Below are 24,932 nucleotides of genomic sequence, written 5' to 3'. Positions count from 1 at the left end.
AGGAGTACAGAAAATGAAGAAAACAGAAAATTCCCGTCTGATGGACGGGGCGCTTGTCCGGACTGCCAGTATTGAGGCGTTTCGCAAGCTTGATCCGCGGATCATGATCCGCAATCCGGTGATGTTCATGGTTGAGGCCGGTGCACTGATGGCAACTGTCATCAGCATTCATACAGGCATGACGGGCGGTCCGGACCTGTCGGCCCTGATCCAGATTACCGTCTGGCTTTGGTTTACCGTCCTGTTTGCCAATTTTGCCGAGGCGGTCGCCGAAGGGCGTGGCAAGGCACGTGCCGATAGCCTGCGGTCAACCAATAAGGAAACCCAGGCAAAAAAGCTCCGCAACGCGGAAAAAACCGCCGTCGAAATGGTCGCAAGCAGCCGTCTTTCGCCCGGTGACTTTGTGCTGGTCGAGGCGGGCGATGTCATCCCGGTCGATGGCGAGATCGTCGAAGGGATTGCTTCGGTCGATGAATCTGCCATTACCGGTGAATTGGCCCCGGTAATCCGCGAAAGTGGCGGGGACCGGTCGGCGGTAACCGGCGGGACGCGGATTGTGTCGGACTGGCTTAAAGTCCGTGTCACCGCCAAACCGGGCGAAAGCTTCCTTGATCGCATGATTGCGATGGTTGAGGGCGCGCAGCGTCAGAAAACACCAAACGAGATCGCGCTTAATATCCTGCTGGTCGGCATGTCGATCATCTTCCTGATCGTCGTCGTCACGCTTGAACCGTTCGCGCTGTTCTCGGGGACGTCGATCCCGATGGCGTTTCTGATTGCGTTGCTGGTGACCCTGATCCCGACGACAATTGGCGGTTTGCTGTCTGCCATCGGGATTGCCGGTATGGACCGTCTGGTCAAGGCCAATGTCATCGCCAAGTCCGGGCGTGCGGTTGAGGCATCGGGGGATGTCGATACGCTGCTGCTTGATAAAACCGGAACCATTACCTTTGGCAACCGCATGGCAGACGAATTTGTGCCACTCAAAGGTGTCACAGACCGGGAAGTGGCCGAAGCTGCGGCAATCGCATCGCTTGCCGACGACACACCAGAGGGCAAATCGATTGTCGAGCTGGCTGGCAAGCTGTTTGATTTCCGGGGTGATAAATCGAAACTGTCCAAGGCAATTGCCTTTAGTGCCGAAACCCGTATGTCCGGTGCGGATATCGGTGAGGATGAATATCGTAAAGGTGCCGGGGATGCGATGCGGGCATATGCCGAAGCGGGTCCGCAGGTTGCCGAACTTGGCCGGATCGTTGATGGCATCGCCAAATCAGGTGGTACGCCGCTTGTGGTCGCGAAAAACCACAAGATCATGGGTGTCATTCATCTGAAAGACATCATCAAGCCGGGCATTCGTGAACGGTTTGCCGAACTGCGTGCCATGGGCATCCGGACCGTCATGATTACGGGTGACAACCCGTTAACGGCTGCGGCAATCGCTGCCGAGGCCGGGGTGGATGATTTTCTGGCCGAGGCAACGCCGGAGAAGAAACTGGAACTGATCCGTCAGGAACAGGAAGGCGGGCGTCTGGTGGCGATGTGCGGTGACGGATCGAACGATGCGCCGGCCTTGGCACAGGCAGATGTCGGGGTTGCGATGAATGATGGCACCCAGGCCGCACGCGAGGCGGGCAACCTTGTCGACCTTGATAGCGATCCGACCAAGCTGATCGAGATCGTCCAGGTCGGCAAACAGTTGCTGATCAGCAGGGGCGCGTTGACAACATTTTCGATTGCCAACGATGTTGCCAAGTATTTCGCGATCCTGCCCGCGCTTTTCATTGCGGCCTATCCGCAGCTTGGTGCGCTGAACATCATGGGGCTTGCCAGCCCGCAAAGTGCGATCCTTTCGGCGGTGATCTTTAATGCCCTGATCATTATCGCCCTGATCCCGCTGGCTCTGCGCGGGGTACGGTTTACGCCGGGCAGTGCGGCGGCTCTGCTGCGTCGAAATCTTCTGATCTATGGCCTTGGTGGCCTGATCGTTCCCTTTGTCGGCATCAAGGTCATTGACCTTCTGATCAATGCCGTCGGTCTGGTTTAACGGAGAATTTGTCATGTTGAACTTGTTACGTCCGGCCATTGGCATGGCTGCTGTGATGACGGTGATAACCGGTGTTGCCTATCCGCTGGCAATGACCGGGATCGGTCAGGGGCTGTTTACGGAGGAAGTTAATGGCAGCCTGATTGAAAAGGATGGCGTTGTCGTCGGTTCGCGCCTGATCGGCCAGAAGTTTGAAGGTGATCGCTATTTCCATCCGCGCCCTTCCTATGCCGGCGATGGCTATGAGGGCGATAATTCCGGTGGTTCCAATCTTGGGGCGACGAACCGGGAACTGGTCAACGGGATCAAGGCCCGTGCCCTTGATCTTTCGGCGGAAAACGGCAATCGCCCGGTGCCAATGGATTTGTTGACGGCATCGGGCAGCGGACTTGACCCCGATATCTCGCCCGAAAGTGCCCGCTTCCAGATGGAAAGGGTGGCTAAAGCCAGAAACATCCCGCTCAATGATCTGGAGGAACTGGTTGCAGCCCATATTGAAGATAGAACCTTTGGGTTGATCGGAGAGCCGCGGGTCAATGTTCTGATGCTGAATCTGGCTTTGGACGAAATGTCGTCCTGATCCGATGGATTATTCCAAAAATACAGGGTATCGGGCTGTCTTTCGGCAGTCCGGTGCCCGGCAAAGACAGGTTCAGCGCGAGGCAGAGGAAATGCGCGCTGTCTGGCTCCGGAGCAAGGTGCTGTCAGTCTATCGGCGATTTATCCGGGTGATCCGCCGATGGTTCTGATATGACAGGATAAATACGAAAGGCTTTGATCGACGCAAGATGACCGACGAAGAGGACCGTCCATCCCCCGAAGCCCTGCTGGAACAGACCCGCAAGGATGAAAGGGGCAAGCTCAAGATCTTTCTGGGCGCCTATCCCGGCGTCGGAAAGACCTATGCCATGCTTCAGGCCGCGCAGGAACGGCGGAAGGAGGGGCGGGACGTTATTGTCGGCATTGTCGAAACCCACGGGCGCGTGGAAACCGAAAACCTCTTGCGCGGTCTTGAAGCATTGCCGCGCAAGAGGCTTTTGCATCGGGGCCGTGTTTTTGGGGAAATGGACATTGACGCGATCATCTGGCGCAAGCCGGAAATCGCCCTTGTTGATGAACTGGCACACACCAATGTGCCGGGCAGTCGTCACGAAAAACGCTATCAGGATATTGATGAACTGCTTGATGCCGGGATTGATGTCTATACGACGCTGAACATCCAGCATCTTGAAAGCCTGAACGATATTGTCGCCCGGATTTCACGTGTTCGCGTACGCGAAACCCTGCCAGACAGTTTCCTTGAAAAAGCCAATGAAATTGAACTGATCGATCTGCCGCCTGATGATCTTTTGCAAAGACTGCGCGATGGCAAGGTTTATGTCATCGATCAGGTGGGGCGCGCGCTCCGGCATTTCTTCAGCAAGGGAAATCTGACCGCACTTCGCGAACTGGCGATGCGTATTGCCGCCGAACGCATTGATGCACAGATGCTGGAATATATGCGTACCCATGCGGTCAGCGGCCCATGGCCGACGCAGGACCGCCTGATGGTGTGCCTGAATGAAAGTCCGGTGGCCAAAAAGCTGGTGCGCACGGCCAAGCGGATGGCAGAACGCCAGCGTGTTCCGTGGATCGCCTTGCATGTCGAAACACCACGCGACGACCGGATGGCGAATGCCGAAAAAGATGACATTGCCGAAGCACTGCGTCTGGCGGAACAGTTGGGGGCGGAAATTGTCACGCTCCAGGCGGAATCCCATTTGGCACGCGAGATTTCCGCATTGGCGTCCAAACGCAATGTCACGCGTCTTCTGATCGGACGGCCAAGGCGAAGACGCTGGACCGGATTGTTGCGTGAAAATGTGGCGCGCAAGCTGCTTGAGAATGCCGAGGGTTTTGATGTTACGGTCATTGCCGCGGACGCGGATGAGAAAAAACGTTCGCTGATCTCGGACAATCCGTTCGAGCCCGGAAGCTGGCGGTCACGCAGCCTTTCATGGGTCTTTGGCAGCGTTACTGTGGCAACCGTTGCCGCACTTTTTGCCGACCGCTATGTGCCGCTTGGCAATCTGTCGCTGATTTATCTTCTGGCGGTACTGTTAACTGCAATCCGTTGCGGCATGTGGCCGTCGATTGCCGTCAGTCTGCTGTCTTTCATTTCCTACAATTTCTTCTTCACTGTTCCCTATTACACCCTGTCGGTGTTCCATCATGAACAGCTGATTACCATCGTATTTTTCCTGATTGTTTCGGTCATTGTTGGCAATCTGGCAGGACGTCTGCGCCTTCAGGTCGATGCCATGAAAACCAGCGGCAAGCGCACCGCCAATCTTTATGATTTCAGTCGCAAGATTGCAGCGGCGGCGTCGCTTGACGATGTGTTGTGGGCGGCGGTGCATCATGTGGCCGCGACGCTTGATTGTCAGTCGATGGTCCTGCAGCCGGGTGCGGACGGATCGTTGGAAATTACCGCAGCCTACCCGCCAGAAGACCAGTTGGGGCTTAAGGATTGGGGGGCCGCCGAATGGGCGTGGGAGCATTCCAAACCGGCCGGATGGCGATCGGAAACCCTGCCTACAGCAGAATGGCTATTCATGCCGGTGAATACCCCGCAGGGACCGCTTGGTGTTCTTGGTGTCCGCTTCAGGGAAGATGCGCGCACATTGGGGCCTTCCCAGCGTCGCCTGCTTGAGGCGCTTGTCGATCAGGTTGCGGTTGCTGTTGAGCGTACCCGTCTTGCGACCGATATCGAAGAAGCACGATTGCTGAGCGAGACCGAGCAGCTCCGCGCGGCACTTTTGTCTTCGGTATCGCATGATTTGCGCACCCCACTGGTATCGATCATCGGGTCGGCGACGACATTATCAAGCTATGGCGACAGCATGGGAGAAGAGGATCGCGGGCAGCTTACCCAGACCATCCTGGAGGAAAGCGAACGTCTGAACCGGTTCGTCCAGAACCTTCTGGATATGACGCGGCTTGGCTATGGTGCCTTGCAGCCGAAAAAGGAATGGTCCGATCTGGCCGAGATCATCGGTCGTGCGGTCAAGCATGTCCGCAAATATGCCGGTTTGCGATCCTTTGATGTGCAAGTGTCGCCCGATCTGTCACCGATCCAGCTTGATCCGGTTCTGATCGAACAGGTTCTGTTCAATGTTCTTGATAATGCTGTAAAGCATACCGCTGATGATGGTCGGATTACAGTAAGTGCCAAGGCAGATAAAACACGGATGGTGGTCGAGATATCGGATAACGGGCGCGGTATTCCGGCCGAAGCCCGGCAGGCTGTTTTTGATGTTTTCTATCGTGTTCGCGCAGGCGATAGCCAGGTGGCGGGTACGGGGCTTGGATTATCGATCTGCCGCGGTTTTATCGAGGCGCACGGCGGACGTATCGTTGCACTCGACGGGCCGCAGGGTGTGGGCACAACCATTGCCATAACGCTGCCGATGACCGCGATGCCGACGGTTGCAGAAGATGACGAGGATTTGCAGGATGGCAGTGCGGAAGGAAACTGACATGCGCGATCAGGCCAAAGTGCTGATCATTGATGACGAACCGCAAATTCGCAAATTCCTGCGGATCAGCCTTGGCGCGCAAGGGTATGAGGTGATCGAGGCCGAAAACGGCAAATCCGGCATCGAGAAATGTGCCCTTGAAACCCCGCATCTTGTCATTCTTGATCTTGGACTGCCCGATCTGGATGGGCAGGAGGTTTTGGCGAAAATCCGGGAATGGAGTGAGGTCCCGATTATCGTACTGTCCGTGCGTGCCAATGAGGAAGAAAAAGTGACTGCATTGGACCGTGGCGCAAACGATTACGTGACCAAGCCGTTCGGAATTGCCGAATTGATCGCACGGGTGCGGGTTATCTTACGCAGCCGCAAATCCGAAGACCTGACCAGTAGCGAGATTGTTTCGGGCGAGCTGAAGATCGACCTGGCCGCGCACAGGGTTTTTAAGGGTGAGAACGAATTGAAACTCACCAAAAAGGAGTTCGCACTCCTGACCCTGCTGGCGCGTAACGCAGGCCGGATTGTGACCCATCAACAGATTTTGCGCGAAATCTGGGGACCTGCGCAGGAAAGTGAAACGCATTATCTGCGTATCTATATTGGTCATCTGCGCCAGAAACTTGGCGATGATCCGCTGAACCCGACCTATATCGAAAACGAGCCGGGAGTTGGATACCGGTTTTGTTGATGCTGAGCCTTCCAGAGGTGAAAGTGTGCGAGAGTTTCCTTCCGTCGGTTCTCGTAATTCGGGGTTATGGTGCTAATCCGTTCAGGAAAGCCCAAAGGTTTTCCTGAGGCCGGAATCCACCGGGCCGAAAGGCATGAACCGTCGCAGTTTTCTGAGAAGCGAGGCCTCGCCTTTTGGTGTCCGTCGCATCTTCCATGTACCCAAGGCTGCATTGACAATCGTGGTGGCGACTTCATCGGGCTCGGGGGCTTTGTGGACATTCTTTTGAATGGCTTCGAATACAGTGCTGCGGTTCTTGTCATAGGCGGAGATTGTGGACGTTGTCTGCGGCGCATTGATGTCCATATTGGTCTTGGTGAAGGACGGTTCGACAAGCGATACCCGGATTCCAAACTTGCGGACTTCATGATCCAGAAGTCTCCGAGAGGCCTTCAACAGCATGCTTCGATGCTGAATAGAGGCCCATATACGGCGCAGGAAGAAAACCCAGTACCGAGCTGATATTAACAATGCGCCCCGAACCTTGTTCGCGCATGTAGGGCAGGACAGCTTTTACGACGCGCAGGATGCCAAAAACGTTGGTATCAAATAGCGACTGTGCTTCGGCAATAGAGGTCTCTTCTGTCGCGCCGAGCAGGGTCACGCCCGCACTGTTGATCACGACATCAATGCGATTGGCCTGCGCAATGATGGCTTGAACACCATTTTGAACAGCCGTTTCGTCGCGGACATCCATCTCGATCAGTTCAACGCCTTCTATGGACTGTGCTTTTTCAATATTTCGCACGGTCCCAAAGACCCGGCAGCCCATTTGGGCAAACTTGATGGCAGTAGCGCGGCCAATGCCAGACGATACGCCGGTTACGACCACAACTTTAGAATTCGGCATGGTTGTTCTTTCCTGTTTTGGGATGATGGAATCCCCAGCATTGTCCGACTGAGTGAATAGATTTCGTTCATACTCTATAAATAAGTTAGATTTCAATCGAAATCTAACTAGCTGTCGCAGGAAATAATATGTGATCAGGCAGAGCATCTGACTGCTGGGGGATTTTTCCCGTCAAATGGCCTGTTCCTTGAGGCGGAGGCTTTGGCGGTCGTGAGGTCGTCTGTCCTGCAGGCTGCAGGGGCGACCCGATATATTGTGTGAGTGTGGAGGTAGGTGGCATCGTGCCTGGTCATGCGATAGAAGCGGCGGGTGCGGTCCTGATCACGCGTGCTACCGCACTTCATGATGCATGACAGTGAGAAGAAGGCTGTCAGGCTTTGTATTGAAGGAGGGCGTCGCATTGGCGCACGAAGCCCCGTGAACAGGAGCTTTATGCTGGGCAGCGATTTTCGAAATTGCCAGATTCCTGACGGGACATGTTCGTCCCGACATTCTGTTCTTCGCAAAATGCTTGGTGGTCGCGATCTCAGGCGATTTCCCGGACTTTTTTGGCCGCAGCATCCAGAAATGATTTTGCCATCTCCGGGTCGTTGACAACTCGGGCCAATGTCAGGGCACCAACCATCAGCGACAGGATGGCGATTGATTTTTCTTCCCGCTCTGCCTCGCTGGCTGTCGAAATCATTTGGCCAAGCACGTCAAGATGAGCCTTCACGCCAGCTTCAAATGAAGCTTTGACGTCAGGGCTTTGCCGGGCGGCATCGGCACCAAGTGCGACGATCGGGCAGCCATCCATTCTGGCTTCCTGATGGTCCTTGCTGAGATAGAATGCGACCGCGGCCTCAAGCGGATTGTCCGGATTTTTCTCGGTGGCTTCGATCCATTGTTCCGTCGATCCCCCGAGCGCGCGTTGCGATGCCTGTGCGATAAGGTCCTCTTTTGAGGCGAACTGTTTGTAAAAAGCGCCCTGAGTTAATCCGGCACTTTTCATCAGATCCTTGAGGCCAATCCCGTCAAATCCGTGTTCCCGGAACAGACGGCTGGCGACGTCGATCACATTCTGACGGTTTCGGGTGGCTTGTTCACGGCTGACACGCATTGCTTGATATCCGTAGTTAGATTTCAACTAACATCTATATCCGGTTTTCCGTCCCGGTGCAAGTGATCGGAGAGTCCCCTGGTTTCAGCCGTGCCTTGTGCATAAAATAGATTGCGATCGAAATCTAAATGAATTAATGATGTCGTATGTAATCTAATTTGTCGGTTAAGTTTTCCAGTGAAAGGCTCCGCTATGAGGCGCAAACGGCTATTTCTTTTTGGTGCGGTCGCATTGGCAACTGTCGGGGCGATCGGGTTTGCTGTTCTCTCGCAATCCGCACCCGGCGAAGCGTCGGCGGCGACAGATCCGCGTGAAGCACCGGTTTTGGTGAAAGTTGCAAGGGCGGCGGGTGTTCATGGGGCTGAGCGTTCTTTCACGGGCACCGTTGCCGCGCGGGTTCAAAGCAATCTGGGATTTCGCGTGCCGGGCAAAATTGTCGAACGTTTTGTCGATGTCGGACAGCAGGTCGAAGCAGGGCAGCCTTTGATGAGACTTGACGAGACGGATTTGCAGCTTGCCCTGACGGCAAAACGCAATGCGGTTGCGGCGGCGCGTGCATCCTTTGTGCAGGCGCAGGCAGACGAGAAAAGATACGCAGCACTGGTCAAGGACGGGCTGGCGGCCAGTCGGCAACGTTATGAACAGGTCAAGGCGATCCGCGATACGGCACAAGCTCAATTGGCCGCTGCACAAGCGGATGCGAAAGTGGCCGAAAATGAAGCAACCTATTCCACATTGTTAGCCGATGCCGATGGAACAGTGGTTGCGACACTTGGCGAACCGGGGCAGGTCATCGCTGCGGGGCAAACCGTCATTCAGCTTGCCCATGCCGGGCCGCGGGAGGCGGTTATTGCCCTTCCTGAAACGATCCGTCCTGAAATCGGATCCGTGGCTATCGCCAGTGTTTATGGACAGAATGAAGCGCACGGGAACGCGCGTTTGCGGCAGATATCTGATGCTGCCGATCCGCTGACGCGTACCTATGAATCCCGCTATGTGCTTGAAGGTAAAGCCGCCTCAGCGCCACTTGGCGCAACAGTGACGGTTTCGATTGCCAGCCAGGACCAGCAATCAGGCGTCGTGGTGCCGATTGGCGCGGTTCTTGATGATGGCCGTCGAACGGGTGTCTGGACGATCACGCAGGATTCCGCGTCTGTGCAGTTTGTACCGGTACAGATCAGGAAGCTTGGGGAAGAAACCGCAATTGTGACCGGGATCAATGAAGGACAGGAGATTGTTGCCCTTGGTGCGCATCTGCTTGCGGACGGTACTGCAATCCGAACGACCCTTCAGGCAGAGGCGGCGAACTGATGCGTTTCAATCTTTCCGCGCTCGCCGTTCGCGAGAGAGCTGTCACATTATTCTTTATCATTCTGCTGGCCGCCGCCGGGATTTACGCCTTTGTAAATTTGGGCCGGGCGGAAGATCCCTCCTTTACCATCAAGACGCTGACCGTGACAGCCGCATGGCCCGGAGCAACCGCGCGCGAGATGCAGGACCTTGTCGCTGAACCGTTGGAAAAGCGGGTTCAGGAACTGGCATGGTATGATCGTGTAGAGACGATAACGCGCCCCGGATATGCCTTTCTGACTGTCACATTGAAAGACAGTACGCCGCCGTCAGAAGTTGACGAAGAGTTCTATCAGGCACGCAAGAAACTGGGGGATGAAGCCCGCAATCTGCCGTCCGGCGTCGTGGGTCCCTTCGTTAATGATGAATATTCGGATGTAAGTTTTGCTCTGTATGCCCTGCAGGCCCGGGGCATGCCGATGCGCGATCTGGTCCGGCAGGCCGAAACGATCCGTCAGGACCTTTTGCATGTTCCCGGCGTCAAGAAGATCAATATTCTTGGCGAGCGGGCCGAACAGATTTTTGTTGAATTCTCCTATGCGAAGCTCGCGACACTCGGCATATCGATGCAAGAGATTGCGGGTGCTTTGCAACGCCAGAACACCGTTACGCCAGCCGGTTCAATCGACACACGCGGTCCGCAGGTCTTCCTTCGGTTTGATGGCGCCTATAACAGCATCCAGACCATCGCGGATACGCCGATTGTTGCGGGTGGCCGTACGCTGAAGCTTTCGGATGTTGCCGAGGTTCGTCGTGGATATGAAGATCCGCCGACCTACATTATCCGTCATGACGGTGAACCGGCACTCCTGTTGTCAGTCGTGATGCAACAGGGTTGGAACGGACTGGACCTCGGCGAAGCACTGGAAGACCGGTCTGCTGCCATCGCAAAGACATTGCCGCTTGGCATCAGCTTCGAGAAGGTCAGTGACCAAGCCGTGAATATCAACGCGGCCGTGGGCGAGTTCATGATGAAATTCGCCATGGCGCTTGGGGTTGTTCTGCTGGTGAGCCTGATCAGTCTTGGCTGGCGGGTCGGGATCGTTGTTGCGGCTGCTGTTCCGCTGACTCTTGCCGTTGTCTTTCTGATTATGCTGGAAACCGGCAGGTTTTTTGATCGTATTACACTTGGCGCGCTTATTCTGGCGCTTGGCCTGCTTGTCGATGATGCCATCATCGCCATCGAGGTCATGGTGGTCAAAATGGAAGAGGGCATGGATCGCATCAAGGCCGCGGCCTATGCCTGGAGCCACACCGCAGCCCCGATGCTTTCCGGTACACTGGTCACGATCATTGGTTTGATGCCGGTTGGTTTTGCCAGTTCCAGTGCGGGTGAATATGCTGGCAATATCTTCTGGATTGTCGGTTTCGCGCTTATTGTCTCCTGGCTTGTGGCGGTGATTTTCACGCCCTATCTTGGCGTCAAGATGCTGCCGGCGATCAAGCCGGTCGAAGGTGGCCATCACGCGATCTATGACACACCGAATTATCGGCGTCTTCGCGGGCTGATCCGTTATGCCGTGCGTCACAAATTCCTGACATGTGGCCTTGTTGTCTTTGCCTTCCTTCTCTCCGGGGCCGGAATGGGGCTTATCAAGCAGCAATTCTTCCCGACGTCGGATCGCCCCGAAGTGCTGGTTGAGGTGCGCCTGCCCGAAGGGACGAGCATCGAAACCACAACGGCAGCGGTCGAGAAGATTGAAAACTGGCTGCAACAACAGCCCGAGGCAAAGATCGTTACCAGTTATATCGGGCAGGGCGCGCCGCGCTTCTTTTTTGCAATGGCGCCCGAACTTCCTGATCCATCCTTTGCCAAGATCGTGGTTCTGACACCGGACGCAGAAGGGCGGGAGGCACTGAAACATCGCCTTCGGAAGGCCGTATCCGACGGACTTGCACAGGAAGCCTATGTTCGTGTTACGCAATTGGTGTTCGGTCCCTATACCCCGTTCCCCGTCGAGTTTCGTATTACCGGGCCTGACCCGGAAAAGCTTTACGAGATTTCCGAAAAGGCGCTGGAGATCATGCGCAAGGTTCCCGATGTCCGGCAGGCAAATCGCGACTGGGGCAACCGTGCGCCGGTCCTGCGCTTCACGCCGGATCAGGACCGTCTCAATCTTATTGGCCTGTCACCGGCCGAGGCGGCACAGCAGATGCAGTTCCTGCTGACGGGGATTCCGGTGACGCAGGTTCGCGAAAACATTCGCAATGTACCTGTCGTGGCACGCAGTGCCGGGGAAACGCGTCTTGATCCTGCCCGGCTTGCAGATTTCTCGTTGATGAGCCGGGACGGACAGCAAATTCCGCTCGATCAGATCGGAAGAACCGAAATACAGCTCGAAGAACCGGTCCTGAAACGGCGTGATCGCACACCGGTGATCACGGTCCGCTCGGACATCAACGAGGCAACGCAGCCGCCAGAGGTTTCAAAGCAGATTATGGAGGCATTTCAGCCGCTGATTGCGTCGCTTCCGGTCGGATATCGCATTGAAATGGGCGGAAGCATCGAGGAATCGGTCAAGGCAAATACGGCCCTTGCAAAAATCTTCCCGGCAATGATTGCTGCCACCCTGATCGTTATCATCCTGCAGGTCCGGAGCCTGTCGACCATGACCATGGTCATGCTGACCGCGCCATTGGGGCTTGTCGGGGTTGTTCCGACACTGATCGCCTTCAATCAACCCTTTGGTTTCAACGCCATTTTGGGATTGATCGGGTTGGCCGGGATTTTGATGCGCAACACCCTGATCCTGACAGAGCAGATCAAGGATAACCGCGCCGCGGGGCTTGATGACTATCATGCTGTTGTCGAGGCAACGGTCCAGCGTGCGCGACCGGTCATCCTGACGGCTCTTGCGGCTGTACTGGCCTTTGTTCCTCTGACGCATTCGGTGTTCTGGGGCTCAATGGCTTACACGCTGATTGGGGGGACTGCTGCCGGGACAGTTCTGATCCTGCTCTTCCTGCCTGCGCTTTATGCCGTTTGGTTCCGGATCAAACCGGCGTCTGACATGGAACGGGCTCCTGCAAACATTGGCCTCCATGAAAAACGCCCGAATAATGCAGCAGAATAAGAGAAACCCGTCGGGGACAAAACCGATACAGGCAAACGGCGACATACCGTTATCCGGACGTTTCTGCTTTGTTTTGCAGCGGGTCAACCGTGTGATTTCAAGGCGTCTTAACAGCGTCTTGCAGTCGATCGGAATAACCGGTTCACAGTTGATGATTTTGGATGCCATCGGCTTGGATGGCGACCTTCGTCAGAAAGATCTGGCAGAGCTGCTTGGAAAGGATCACGCCACGATTACGGCCAATCTTGCGCCGTTGGTGCGACGTGGATTGGTTGTTCGGGATGAAGATCGGAAGGACCGTCGTGCCCATAGGATTGCACTTACCCCGGATGGGGCGAGTCTTCTGAGGCAGGCACGTGAGCTTGTGGAAGGATTTGAGGCGGACCTAGGGTGCCGTATTTCCGGTGAACATGCATTGGGCGAACTTTGTAGCGTCTTGAACAGATTATCGTAGCGGTTATGTCGCAATGCAGAGGAGAGCCAATTTTGCAGGAATTTGGCTTTGGTCGGACGAAAAGGGAGAAACTGAAATGTTTCAGCGGTTATGGAAAAAGTGTCAGGGTTGCGTCGGAAAGTTTGAATGGGTTGATGATCCAGAGGGGGATTATCTGCTTGATCTCGAGCAAAGAATTCATCGTCTTGAGAGGGATGTCACCCATCTGAGACAAGCATATTCGGATTCAAAACTTCAGTCCGGGAAGTAGAGACCGGAAAACAATCAACCGGATCTGACAGGCTGGCCGAGTGTGCCGACGTTCATGTTTTTGAGCCCATAAAAGTGACCGCGGGTGAAATGTCAGCTTTTCTGGCACGTGACACCATCCAATGGGCATGTGCCACATCTTGCTTATCATGTAATTTTCTGAAAAAAGTTCTTGATTTGTTCTTTTATTTGTGGCATAAGAGAAAAGTCAACGGGAGAAATGCACCCGGACCGAAACCCGCAAGGCCTTGTGCCTTGCGGGTTTTTGCGTTTGGGGCCGGATGAAAGAGGTGATCAGGATGCAGCGGCAAAGATACGGACATCGACACGGGCAGGGCGGCGGGGCATTCCGCAGGATGTGGGGCGGCGGCTGGCGGAGCCATTATGGCGGTATTCTGTAAAGGGACTAAGAGAACCAACCCGGTCATTTGTCATGATGGGAGAGGTGCGTCTTTTGGGGAAAGGAGCGTTAAATTTGCCGGGAGCGGCAGGAATGGCAGCAGGGGGCAGCAGTGAGTTGTGGCCCGACGATGGTGGACAGGTGGGGCCCGTGCGCCCGAAGTTTGTCTATGCCTCGGTCGGGAAGTGTTGCCATGGCCGGAGGTGACCGAAACGGGGGGGCGGGCCCGAGATGGCCTGTTTGGCGAGATTGGTGGAGGCACGAGATTTGTCCGGGGTTCGCTTGTTGCCGGAAATGTCTTCATGGCCGGAAGGTACCAGAGTGGGTCGTGGCCGGGGAGGCCTGTCTGCGTTCCGCAGGTGAGGATACGAAAGCCCGAGGTTCGTCCGGACTTCCCTGAGTGCGGGAAGTCCGGTTTTGGCTGAGCTGTTCTGCCGTTGCATCCATCATCGCCAGGCTGCTTGCTGCCTGGAAGTTATCAGGATTTCGTGGTCAGGATCTTGGCGGCCAAATGCCTTCGGTCACGATGCAATAGCGCATCGCCAACCGCGGTCCGGCAATCGGCATGGATTCTCCGCCACCGGTTTCCCCGATTTCGACAGTACCGCCACCGGATGTTCCGCCACCGCCCGAAACGCCTTCAAGTTCGGTCAGGTTGGTGCCGTCATTGTAAATTTTGATTGGTGCCAAACCTGTGGTCGCCTTGGCCAGATACTTGCCCCCGGCGGGGGAATTGGTTGTTGCCGCATCTTGGGAAACCGCGACCGAGACATCGGTTCCGCCACCACCGCCCCCACTACCCGACGGGGTAAAGGTTGCCGTATGGGAATGGGGCGGCATCTGATCAACCGACTGATAGGTGTATTCTCTCCCGTAAGGCTGTGCAAAAGGATGGGGATCAAGTCCGGGACCGGAGCCATATCCCACGGCAGCCCGCCCGCGTAAATCAGGAAGCCGGAATGTCGAACGGCAATCCCCGCCAAATTCGCAGCCAAGCAGCGCGAACAAGGCCTGATTATCCGATATGTCGAGGAGCTGTCCCGCAGCTAACTCGGTGCCTGCCGGGCAGTAGTTCATGATCGCCATCGAACAGACCTGGCCGAGATAGGCATCCGCGCCGCAGGCACGCGCCGGACCGGAAAAGGCAAGGAGCGATGTGGCCATGGCAATCCCGGCAATCCCGGTCAGTGATTTTCGTGAAATTTTTGCAGACATTTGAACCTCATGTCATCAAACGTAGTGACAGGTGATTTTCATTTCCTGACCGGTATCAGGGGCGTGGCGGATAGAGGCCATTGGTTACAATGCAATAGCGCATCGCAAGACGCGGCCCGGCAACTTCCATCGGCTGGGTGCCGCCGGTCTCGGTGCCGCCGGTAACACCAACCGTAACGGTACCCCCGGTCGAGCCGCCACCGCCGCCGCCCGAAACACCTTCAAGTTCGGTCAGGTTGGTGCCGTTATTATAGATTTTGATTGGTGCCAAGCCTGTGGTGGCCTTTGCCAGATACTTGCCGCCGGCAGGGGAATCGGTTGTTGCCGGATCCTGGGAGACCATCACCGAGGCATCTGTTCCACCACCGCCGCCACCGTTCGGGGTGAAGGTTGCGTCGTGGTTATGGGCTGGCATCTGGTCGATTGTCTGGGTGATTGCTTCGGTCCCGTAATATTGTCCGAATTGACGGGGGTACAGTCCCGGACCTTGCCCATAAGAAACCGGGGCGCGACCGCGCAGGTCAGGAATCCCGAAACTCGTCTTGCAATCACCGCCAAACGTGCATCCGATAAGGGAGTACAGGGCCTGATTATCGTTAATAGCAAGGATCTGGCCGGATGCCTCGACGGTATTGCGCGGGCAATAGCTGGCGGCTGTAATACAGGTCTCGCCAGTATAGGCCTCTTCCCCGCAGGCGCTGGCCGGTTGCGATGTGCCAAGCATCCCGGCAAAGGCCAGGGTCGGCAAGAAGCAGAATATGGTTGTTTTCTTCACGATCATCTCCCCAAAAACACTGAAAATCGAGATTTCATGCTGACAGGTCTTGATTCTGACCGGTCACAGGTATTATACAAAGATATAGACCGGAGACCAATCACTGATAGATTATCTTTTCTTAACATGTACGATGGCGAACATTTCAAATGCCATTTGCCCGAAAAGGTTGCCTCAGGATGGTAATGCATACCGAGGCGTAGAAAACTGACATATTCTGTCAATGGTATATGTTCATTCGATTTTTGTCTTTTGATCGGCTACTTTTGGTAGCAGTTCATGCGGCAGTCGGCACATCCGGGCTTTTGATCCAAGAGTTGGCGAGATGTGTCGGCCTGATGTATGGCGGAAGTTTTATTGCAATTATTGCAAGGCAGTACGGGGTTTTCGGGTGACGCGGGTTGCCCGAAACGCAAGACGGGGTGTGATAATTATGGCTGCAAACATGACAGCACGGGACCGCAACCATACAATGGTACAGAATACCTGGTCCGATATTGCACCTATCGCCCTTGAGCAGCGCTTCATGTTCGACGCTGCCGGTGCCGCCACAGGAGCCGAAGCCGCCCAGGATGCCGCCGCCGAGGCAGAGGCCGAAAATGCCCATGCGGATAGTGACAGCCAGTCATCGAATGACGCGGGCGATAATGCGGATCACGTACCTGCTGCGGTTGGCGGTATTGCCAATGATGATCGCAAGGATGTGGTGATTGTTGATCCGTCGGTTCAGGATTATCAGACCCTGATTGACGGACTTGGCGCGAATGTCGAAGTCATTATTTTACAGCAGAATGCGACGGTTAGCGATATTGCATCGGTACTTGATGGCATGTCGGGGATCGACGGGCTGCATATCCTAAGCCACGGGGGTACCGGCGCACTTAACCTTGGTGGCGGGGCGCTGACACTTGATACGCTTGCGGCCAATGCGGATGCGCTGCAACTGATTGGCAATGCGCTTTCCGAAACCGGCGATATTGTTCTTTATGGCTGTAATATTGGGGCGGATGGCAGCGGGCAGGATTTCATCAACCAGCTTGCCGCACTGACCGGTGCGGATATTTCCGCGTCCGACGATATGACAGGGGCCGATGCGCTTGGCGGTGACTGGGATATGGAAGCCGCCAGCGGTGATATCGAAACGCCGGTTATCTTTGCCGACAATGCCATGCAATCCTTTGCCGATGTTCTGGCAGCGACCAATGAGAACTTTGACGATGAAGGCTTGATCAATCAGAACGATGTAACGTCGGTTGTGGTGGGGGACTGGACCTTCGGGGCGGGTTCTGCAGTAGGTATAGCCACCCCGAGCAGTGATGAGTTGCAAACGGATCTCAACCTTGATGGCGAAGCAGGGGATAGAGCCATCATACTCAATCATGTCGGTATAGCAGGTGTTTCCTCTTTCTACTTTAAATCCACCGACGGTACGGACTTTGATCTCAACTCCTTTGACATTGGCAACCACTTTAATAACTTTGGAACGAGTGTAACCATCGCAGGATATAAAGATGGGGTTTTAGTTTCCGGGACTTCAGATACAGTCGATCTTACGGTCGATGATAGTACGGGTGCCATTACTTACAACAACCTTGATCAGAACGGGGATACCAACGGTTATTTTGGTACCCTGACTTTTGGCAGTGCCTATGACGCGGTTGACGAGGTGCGTTTCACCTTTACAGGAAATGGCGCCTTGGCGATTGACAATCTGAATCTCAGTCCTGCTGTCAGTAACACCGCGCCGACGGCGACCAATCTGACGCAAACGGTGCCATTCACCGAAGATGGGGGTAGTGTTGCGCTTGGCGATATCGTTGTTGCCGATGTTGACGGTGACACAGTTACCGCGACCCTGACACTTGGCGACAGTGCGGCGGGCAGTCTGAGCACCGGCACTTTCGGGTCTGCAACATCGAACTATAATTCGGTCTCAGGTGTGTGGACAGTTACCGGATCGGTTTCGGATGTGAATGCGGCACTTGCGGCGGTTGCTTTCACGCCGTCGGAACACTGGGATCAGGACGTTTCGATCACAACCCGTATTCGTGATGCGGCGGATACCGGCCCCGATGAGGGCACCATTACGCTTAATGCGACGGCTGTAAACGACAACCCGAGCGGGTCAATGCCCGCCAGTATTTCGGTTGCGGAAGACACGTTGTCAAACGTCAATCTTTCGTCATCGAGCTTTGCCGATGTTGACGGTGATACCATCACACTGACGCTTGTTGCGACTGCGGGAACCTTTGCAACCCCGGCGGATGGCGCATCTGTTGGCAACGGGGTGGTCGGAACGCTTGTGGACGCGCGAACAATTACCCTTGTGGGTAGTGCGGCGGACATCAATACGTATCTCGATGCCTCCAGTCGTATTCGTTATACGGCAGAGTCAAATGTGACCGGTAGCAATGTTGCCCAGATTACCGCGACAGTGAATGACGGGAAAGGTGGCGGTGCTATCGCGGCCGGTACGACCCAGATCAACGTAACCGCAGTCAACGATGCCCCTGAATTGTCAAATCTGGATGGTACCCCGTCCTTTACCGAGGATGGCAGTGCTGTTGTCCTTGATGGTGATGTAACGGTTTCGGATGATGAGCTTGGATCGCTCAATGGCGGAAATGGCAATTTTGCCGGGGCGTCATTCGTGCTGGTGCGCAGTGGCGGTGCGAATGCCTCTGACGTGTTTTCGATGATTTCTGGCGGCGGCCTGACGGTAAACGGATCGAATATCGAAAGCGGTGGCAATGTTATTGCGAGTTTTGACACATCAATTGATGGTCAGTTGACGATTACGTTCCAGAACAATGGAACGATCCCGACAACCGCACTTGTCAATCAAGTGATGCAGGCGGTCCGTTACAGCAACTCGTCGGATGACCCGGCGTCAAGCGTGCAGATTGACTGGACATTCAGTGATGGCAACTCCGGCAATGCGCAGGGTACGGGCGACAATCCGGGGACGGCGACCGGATCTGTGACTGTATCCATCACGGGGGTGAATAATGCGCCGACCCTGAGTGCGACGGGCGGCACGCCGAGCTTTACCGAAAACGGTTCGGTGGTTGATCTGTTTTCCGATGTGGAAATCAGCACGGTCGAAAGCGGCCAGACGATTTCGGGCATGACCTTCACGGTTACCAATGCCGAAGCCAGCGACCGTATCACGCTTGACGGTACGGCCATTACTCTCTCGGACGGGGCTTCAGGCACCACCGGCGGCAACAGCCTGACTTACAATGTGTCGATTGCAGGCGGCATCGCGACGGTCACGATTTCGGGTGGCAGTATGACGACAGCGACGGCACAAACCGTCATTGATGGCATGACCTATTCCTCAACCAGTGAAAATCCCGGTACCGCCAACCGTGTTGTGACCTTGACCGGTATTACCGACAGTGGCGGGATAGCAAATGGTGGTGTCGACAGTGCTTCTGTTACTATCGCTTCGACTGTCACGGTGAATGCTGTTAATGATGCGCCAACATTCTCCAACCTTGATGGTACGCCGTCCTTTACAGAAAATGGCAGTGTTGTTGTGCTAGACAGCAATGTCACGGTGCTTGACGCAGAGCTTGATGCGGCTGGTAGCTATGCTGGTGCGACATTGACCATTGTTCGTAATGGCGGTGCAAACAGCAACGATGTCTTTAGCAATAGCGGCTTGCTCGGAAGTCTGACGGAGAGTGGCGACCTTACCTATAACGGAACAACGATTGGTACGGTCACGACGAACAGTGCCGGAACGCTTGAACTGACGTTCAACTCCAATGCGACAACTGCTCTGGTGAATTCTGCGATGCAGAATATTGCATATAGCAATAGCTCCGAGGCACCGGCGAGTTCCGTCGCACTTGACTACACATTCAATGATGGTTCATTGAATTCCGTCGGAACAAATCAGGTTACGGTCTCGATTACCGGTGTGAATGACGCACCAACCCTGAGTGCGACCGGTGGCACGCCGAGCTTTACCGAAAACGGTTCGGCGGTTGATCTGTTTTCCGATGTGGAAATCAGCACGGTCGAAAGCGGCCAGACGATTTCGGGCATGACCTTTACGGTTACCAATGCCGAAGCCAGCGACCGCATCACGTTTGACGGTACGGCCATTACTCTCTCGGACGGGGCTTCAGGCACCACCGGCGGCAATAGCCTGAATTATAATGTGTCGATTGCAGACGGCATCGCGACGGTCACGATTTCGGGTGGCACCATGACGACGGCGTCGGCACAAACCGTCATTGACGGCATGACCTATTCCTCAACCAGTGAAAATCCCGGTACAGCCAACCGTGTTGTGACCTTGACCGGCGTTACCGACAGTGGCGGGACAGCAAACGGGGGTGTCGACAGTGCTTCTGTTACTATCGCTTCGACTGTCACGGTGAATGCTGTTAATGATGCGCCCGCATTGGCCAATGGCGGCAACAGTGTCAATTTCTCGGCTGGAAGTGGTACGGAGATCGTTATCAGTAACAGCCTGACGGTCCTGGATGTGGATGATACCACACTGGCCTCGGCAACCGTTTCGATCACGGGAGGTCAGGCCGCCGGTGATACACTTGGCTTTACCCCCGGCGGGGCGTTTGGGAATATTACCGGGACTTATGATGCCGGAACCGGCGTTCTGAGCCTGGAATCGGAGGGGGGGACGGCGACACTGGCGCAATGGCAGGCCGCCCTGCGTTCCGTGACCTTCAGCAACGCGGACGCTTCGCCAGCGACCGGGACGCGCACGATCAGTTTTGTTGTCAATGATAGCGAAGCCAACAGCACGGCTGCCAACAGTAGCGTGAATATCGTTTTCGCCCCGGTTATCGGCAATCTGGATGGTGATAGTGTCACCTATACCGAAGGCGGCGGCGCGGTTGCCGTTGATACCGGAACGGCGGCGACTGTTGCCGACAGTGACAATGCCAATTTCAACGGTGGTAATCTGACCGTCAGTATTACCGCAGGCGGCGACGCGGCGCAGGATATCCTGACAATTGGTGGGAGTATTCTGTCTGGAGGCACGGCCGGTTCGGATGTCACCATCGGGGGCGTGGTGATCGGTACGCTGGCCAACAATATTGCAGCAGGCAACGATCTGGTTATCAACTTCAATGAAGATGCGACACCTGCACGGGTCGCGAGCCTTCTGGCGGCCATTCAGTACAGCAACAACAGTACTGATGATCCGACCACGGGGGCGCGTACGGTTCAGGTGACATTAACCGATGACTCGGGTGGTTTTACCTCCAGCCCCGCCGAGATCACGGTCAATGTGGTGGGTATCAACGATGCGCCGACGGTTTCGGCCACCGGCGGCACCCCGACCTTTACCGAAAATGGCACGGCGGTTGATCTGTTTTCTGGCGTGACCATCGGAACGGCTGAAACCGGCCAGACGATTTCGGGCATGACTTTTACGGTTACCAATGCCGAAGCGAGCGACCGTATCACGCTTGACGGTACGGCCATTGCCCTGACCGATGGCACATCGGGGACGACCACCGGTGGCAACGGACTGAGCTATAACATTTCGGTCACCGGGGGCGTGGCAACGATCACGATTACCGGCGGTACCATGACGACGGCGCAAGCACAAACCGTGGTCGATGGCATGACCTATTCCTCAACCAGTGACAATCCCGGTACATCGAGCCGCGTCGTGACGCTTACCGGCATTACCGATAGTGGTGGCACGGCCAATGGTGGTGCGGATGCCGCAAGTGTGTCCATCGCGGCGACGGTTGCGGTCAGTGCCGTCAATGATGCGCCGGTCAATACCCTGCCGGGCTCCCAGTCCGCTGTTGCTGGCGAGGCGAAGGCAATTACCGGTATCTCGGTTGGTGATGACGATAGCGCGACCGTCACCACCACAGTCTCGGTGCCGAATGGTGCGGGGACCTTTACCACGACGGGCAATGCGACCATCACGGGTGGCGGCACCAATTCCATCCAGATTTCGGGCAGTGTCGCCGATGTCAATGCGACACTGGCCAATCTGCGATACACAGCAACCACGACCGGTTCGCAAACGATTACCGTCTTAACATCGGACGGCACGGATACCGACACCGATACGGTTACGGTCAATGTTACCGCCCGCCCGGCCATCGGCGGCCTTTCAGGCGACAGCATTGCCTATACAACCGGGCAGACGGTCAAGCTTGATGCCGGGCAGAATGCGACCGTATCGGATGCTGATTTCCAGGCGGGTGCTTTTAGCAATGGCGGCAACCTTACGGTCAGCATCACCGGTGGTGGTTCTGCGTCACAGGATATTCTCAAGATCGATACAGCCGGTACTGTTACGCTTGACGGTACGACAACCGGATCGAATGTGCGTGTCAACGGGACGATTATCGGCACGCTGGCAAACAATATTGCCGCGGGCAATACCCTTCGGATCAACTTTAATACCGCGGCCAATCTGACAAATATCCAGGAGCTGGTGCGTGCTGTTGCCTATGAAAACAGTTCGGGCACGCCGACGGCGGGGAACCGTACGATCAGCGTGACGCTTTCTGATATCGACGGCAACAGCAGTACGGTAAGCACGGTCACGGTAAGGGTGACCGCGCCGGTGGTAACGCCACCACCGCCGCCGCCCGCACCGCCACCTGCACCGGTCGTAACGATACCGCCGATCCTGCAAACGCCGGGATCGGGCGGGGATGCGGGGACGCCGGTCAGCAATGCGCTTAGTGCGGGATCGAATGGCAGTGGTTCGGGCGGACAGTTCATTTCCGGTGGCCCGATCCAGACAACCGTGACGGGCCAGTTGGGCAATACCAGCCCGATTGGCAATTCCGGCACGCCGGTTTCGGCAGGGCTTAGCATCAACCAGGCCGGTAGCGGGCTGGGTGTTACCACCGGACTGGGCGGTGGCGGCGGTGCTGTTCTGACGAGCGGTGGCTTCGGGGGCAGTGGTCTTGGTGGTGGCTTGGGCGGTGGTATCGGTGGCGGCCTTGGTGGTGGTGGCCTGAGCGGTGGCGGCTTGGGTGGTGGTCTGGGCGGTGGCCTTGGTGGTGGTTTGGGCAGCGGCGGCTTCGGCGGCGGATTTGGCGGCGGTGTCGGTGGCGAAGCGGGAACCGGAACACCTGTTGGCAATGACGGTATTCTGGGAGCGCCTTCACCCGGGGGCGAGGGCCCGGGCACCGAAGGTGGCACAGGTGGTGAGACATCCACGGGCGATGGCAACGGTGATCAGGCCATGAGCGATGGCAAGGGCGAGGCCGAACTGGCCAAAGCGCTTGACGATTTCACCGCGCAACTGGCGGCGTTTGGCGATGCCGCCGAAATGGAAACGATGCTGCTTGATCAGGTTCTGGGCACCTATCGTATTCCGGCGTGATGAATTGCTTGATGATTTGATCGATGATTTTCTTGATGTTTTTCCGGCGGTCGCACCTGTCTGACCGCCGGATTGAAAAATGCCCCGACCGGTTGTGAAAGATCAGGCGCGGGGCAATATGGGAAAAGGGATGTTCCGGTTTCTGGACAGAACCGGAACAGGCCCGGATGATGCAACGGATCACCGGATATGTATCGGGCAGATATTCGGGAATTTGAATTTACTTGGGGGAATACCGTCTTGGTTTATCGTGCTTTAAAGTTTCCCGGGACTTTCCGAAAATGGCGGAATGTGGCCGTCGCACTGACAACGGCGGCATTGTTATCGGCCTGTGCCGTTGCGCCGGAGCCGTTGACGGTGACAGAAAACAATGCGCGCGTTGAGAAGGATCTGGCGCGTCTGTTTGAAAAACAGGAAAAGATCACCGGTCCGCTGACGCTTGAAGAAGCGATTGCACGTGCGCTTAAATACAACCTTGATCACCGGCTGAAACTGATGGAAGAAGCGGTGGCGATGGGGCAGCTTGACGTTGCCAATGTCAATCTTCTGCCCGATGTTGTGGCCAGTTCGGGCTGGACACAGCGCAGCCGTCCGGATTTCACGTTCAACGAGGACAAGACCTCTACCTCGATCAGTTCGGACAAGAAAATCCGCGATAGCGACCTGACGGTAAGCTGGAATGTGCTGGATTTTGCCATTGGCTATATGCGCGCCCATCAGCAGGCGGACATGGCGCTTATCGTCAAGGAACGCCGCCGCCAGGTGATCCATAACGTTATCAATGATACGCGCAGTGCCTATTGGCGCGCAGCCGCAGCCGAACGGGCGCTGGTGCAGTTCAAGCCGGTCCTGGAAAAGGTTCGCACGGCACTTTCGCGGTCGGAAACGCAGGTGCGCGAACGGGTTGGTGCGCCGCTTGATGCGCTGACCTATCAGGAAGACCTTCTTCTGACCCTGCGCGAGCTTGAAACCCGCCAGCGTCAGCTGGTCGAAGCCCGCACCGAGCTTGCGGTTCTGATGAATATTCATCCCGATAGCGACTTTACGGTCGAGGCGGCGGTTGAGCCCGACAGTGGCCCGATGCCGGTTCTGACGATGAGTGCCGAGGAACTTGAACTCGAAGCCCTGAAAAACCGTTCGGAACTGCGTTCGGAAGCCTATCAGTTGCGGATCAACCAGCAGGAAGCAAAGATCGCCATCGTGCAGATGGTGCCGGGCCTTAATTTCAGTGCGGGTATCAATCACACGACCGACAGCTACAAGGTCAATTCCGACTGGTACGAGGGGTCGCTTGATCTTTCGTGGAACCTGATGCAGCTGTTCAAGGCACCGGCAAACATGCGCCTTGCCGACAGCCAGATCGAACTTTCGGAAGTGCGCCGCCTTGCACTGAGCATGGCGGTCATCAGTCAGGTCAATATCGCCCAACTGCGTTTTGCCTATGCCAAGCGCGATTTTGAACTGACCGACCGGATCGCATCGGTGCAGGACCAGATATCGGAAACCGTCAATGCCAGCCAGTCGGCCAATGCGGTCGGCGAGGGGCAGGCGATCCGGGCCGATGTCCGGGCGTTGCTCAGCAATCTGCAACGCGACATGGCCTATGCCGACATGCAGGCATCCTATGGCCGTCTGTTTGCCTCGATCGGGGCGGATCCGTTCCCGAACGATATTCCCGATGATTCGGTCGATACCCTTGCCCGGAGCGTCGGCGAGGTTTTGACGCGCTGGAACCAGGGGGATTATGATGCACCGGTTACCGTGGCCGAAGGGGACAAAGGCCCGGTGGCAGAAAATGAAATGAAGCAGGCCGCTGTTCAGTGATGCTT

General features: G+C 55.9%; 14 protein-coding genes. 9 read left to right on the top strand and 5 right to left on the bottom strand.

Annotated features, from left to right (window positions below):
- Window positions 1-13: 13 nt before the first annotated feature.
- The 4 genes from kdpB to R1T41_RS03675 all read left to right on the top strand — a co-directional run bounded on the left by kdpB (window position 14) and on the right by R1T41_RS03675 (window position 6,250).
- Window positions 14-2,047, top strand: coding sequence for a potassium-transporting ATPase subunit KdpB (gene kdpB, locus R1T41_RS03690; RefSeq protein ID WP_317340043.1), 2,034 nt, complete (start codon window positions 14-16; stop codon window positions 2,045-2,047).
- A 13-nt stretch (window positions 2,048-2,060) separates the two neighbouring features.
- Window positions 2,061-2,627 carry a potassium-transporting ATPase subunit KdpC gene (gene kdpC / locus R1T41_RS03685; protein WP_097053809.1) on the top strand — a complete coding sequence of 189 codons (567 nt, stop codon included), beginning with the start codon at window positions 2,061-2,063 and terminating at the stop codon, window positions 2,625-2,627.
- Window positions 2,628-2,835: 208 nt separating this feature from the next.
- A complete protein-coding gene (locus tag R1T41_RS03680) occupies window positions 2,836-5,565 on the top strand; it encodes a sensor histidine kinase KdpD (RefSeq protein ID WP_317340041.1) in 2,730 nt (909 codons plus the stop codon).
- 1 nt (window position 5,566) lies between these two features.
- Complete coding sequence (locus R1T41_RS03675) at window positions 5,567-6,250, top strand: response regulator (RefSeq protein WP_411045560.1); 684 nt, start codon at window positions 5,567-5,569, stop codon at window positions 6,248-6,250.
- A gap of 81 nt (window positions 6,251-6,331) precedes the next feature.
- Here R1T41_RS03675 and R1T41_RS03670 read toward each other — a convergent pair whose 3' ends face one another.
- The 3 genes from R1T41_RS03670 to R1T41_RS03660 form a co-directional block, all read right to left on the bottom strand.
- Window positions 6,332-6,691 carry a hypothetical protein gene (locus tag R1T41_RS03670; RefSeq protein ID WP_317340037.1) on the bottom strand — a complete coding sequence of 120 codons (360 nt, stop codon included), beginning with the start codon at window positions 6,689-6,691 and terminating at the stop codon, window positions 6,332-6,334.
- Window positions 6,654-7,139: an SDR family NAD(P)-dependent oxidoreductase gene (locus tag R1T41_RS03665; protein WP_317340035.1), complete on the bottom strand. Its 486-nt coding sequence runs from the start codon at window positions 7,137-7,139 to the stop codon at window positions 6,654-6,656. The genes R1T41_RS03670 and R1T41_RS03665 overlap by 38 nt, the downstream gene beginning before the upstream one ends.
- 526 nt (window positions 7,140-7,665) lie before the next feature.
- The gene (locus tag R1T41_RS03660) at window positions 7,666-8,238 is read right to left on the bottom strand and encodes a TetR/AcrR family transcriptional regulator (protein ID WP_317340033.1); all 573 of its coding nucleotides are present in this window, start codon (window positions 8,236-8,238) and stop codon (window positions 7,666-7,668) included.
- A 192-nt stretch (window positions 8,239-8,430) separates the two neighbouring features.
- Here R1T41_RS03660 and R1T41_RS03655 point away from each other — a divergent pair, with 192 nt between their 5' ends.
- From R1T41_RS03655 to R1T41_RS03645, 3 genes are read left to right on the top strand one after another with little or no spacing between them, the layout of a single operon-like run.
- Window positions 8,431-9,549: an efflux RND transporter periplasmic adaptor subunit gene (locus R1T41_RS03655; RefSeq protein ID WP_317340031.1), complete on the top strand. Its 1,119-nt coding sequence runs from the start codon at window positions 8,431-8,433 to the stop codon at window positions 9,547-9,549.
- Window positions 9,549-12,662 (top strand): efflux RND transporter permease subunit, encoded by a 3,114-nt coding sequence (locus tag R1T41_RS03650; protein WP_317340029.1) that lies wholly within the window; start codon window positions 9,549-9,551, stop codon window positions 12,660-12,662. Before R1T41_RS03655 ends, R1T41_RS03650 begins: the two co-directional genes overlap by 1 nt.
- Window positions 12,565-13,116: a MarR family winged helix-turn-helix transcriptional regulator gene (locus R1T41_RS03645; protein WP_317340027.1), complete on the top strand. Its 552-nt coding sequence runs from the start codon at window positions 12,565-12,567 to the stop codon at window positions 13,114-13,116. Before R1T41_RS03650 ends, R1T41_RS03645 begins: the two co-directional genes overlap by 98 nt.
- A 1,141-nt stretch (window positions 13,117-14,257) precedes the next feature.
- Here R1T41_RS03645 and R1T41_RS03640 read toward each other — a convergent pair.
- Both R1T41_RS03640 and R1T41_RS03635 read right to left on the bottom strand, forming a co-directional pair.
- The gene (locus R1T41_RS03640) at window positions 14,258-14,980 is read right to left on the bottom strand and encodes a phage tail protein (RefSeq protein ID WP_317340025.1); all 723 of its coding nucleotides are present in this window, start codon (window positions 14,978-14,980) and stop codon (window positions 14,258-14,260) included.
- Window positions 14,981-15,035: 55 nt separating this feature from the next.
- Complete coding sequence (locus tag R1T41_RS03635) at window positions 15,036-15,755, bottom strand: phage tail protein (RefSeq protein ID WP_317340023.1); 720 nt, start codon at window positions 15,753-15,755, stop codon at window positions 15,036-15,038.
- A 472-nt stretch (window positions 15,756-16,227) separates the two neighbouring features.
- On the opposite strand from R1T41_RS03635, the gene R1T41_RS03630 reads away from it, so the two are divergent.
- Entirely contained in the window at window positions 16,228-23,103 is a 6,876-nt protein-coding gene (locus R1T41_RS03630) for a DUF4347 domain-containing protein (RefSeq protein WP_317340021.1), read from the top strand.
- A 357-nt stretch (window positions 23,104-23,460) separates the two neighbouring features.
- Window positions 23,461-24,927: a TolC family protein gene (locus R1T41_RS03625; protein ID WP_317340019.1), complete on the top strand. Its 1,467-nt coding sequence runs from the start codon at window positions 23,461-23,463 to the stop codon at window positions 24,925-24,927.
- Window positions 24,928-24,932 lie beyond the last annotated feature (5 nt).

Source organism: Thalassospira lucentensis, from assembly GCF_032921865.1.
In the GTDB taxonomy this organism is placed as follows: Bacteria; Pseudomonadota; Alphaproteobacteria; order Rhodospirillales; family Thalassospiraceae; genus Thalassospira; species Thalassospira lucentensis_A.
This window is presented reverse-complemented; position numbering and strand designations above follow the sequence as displayed.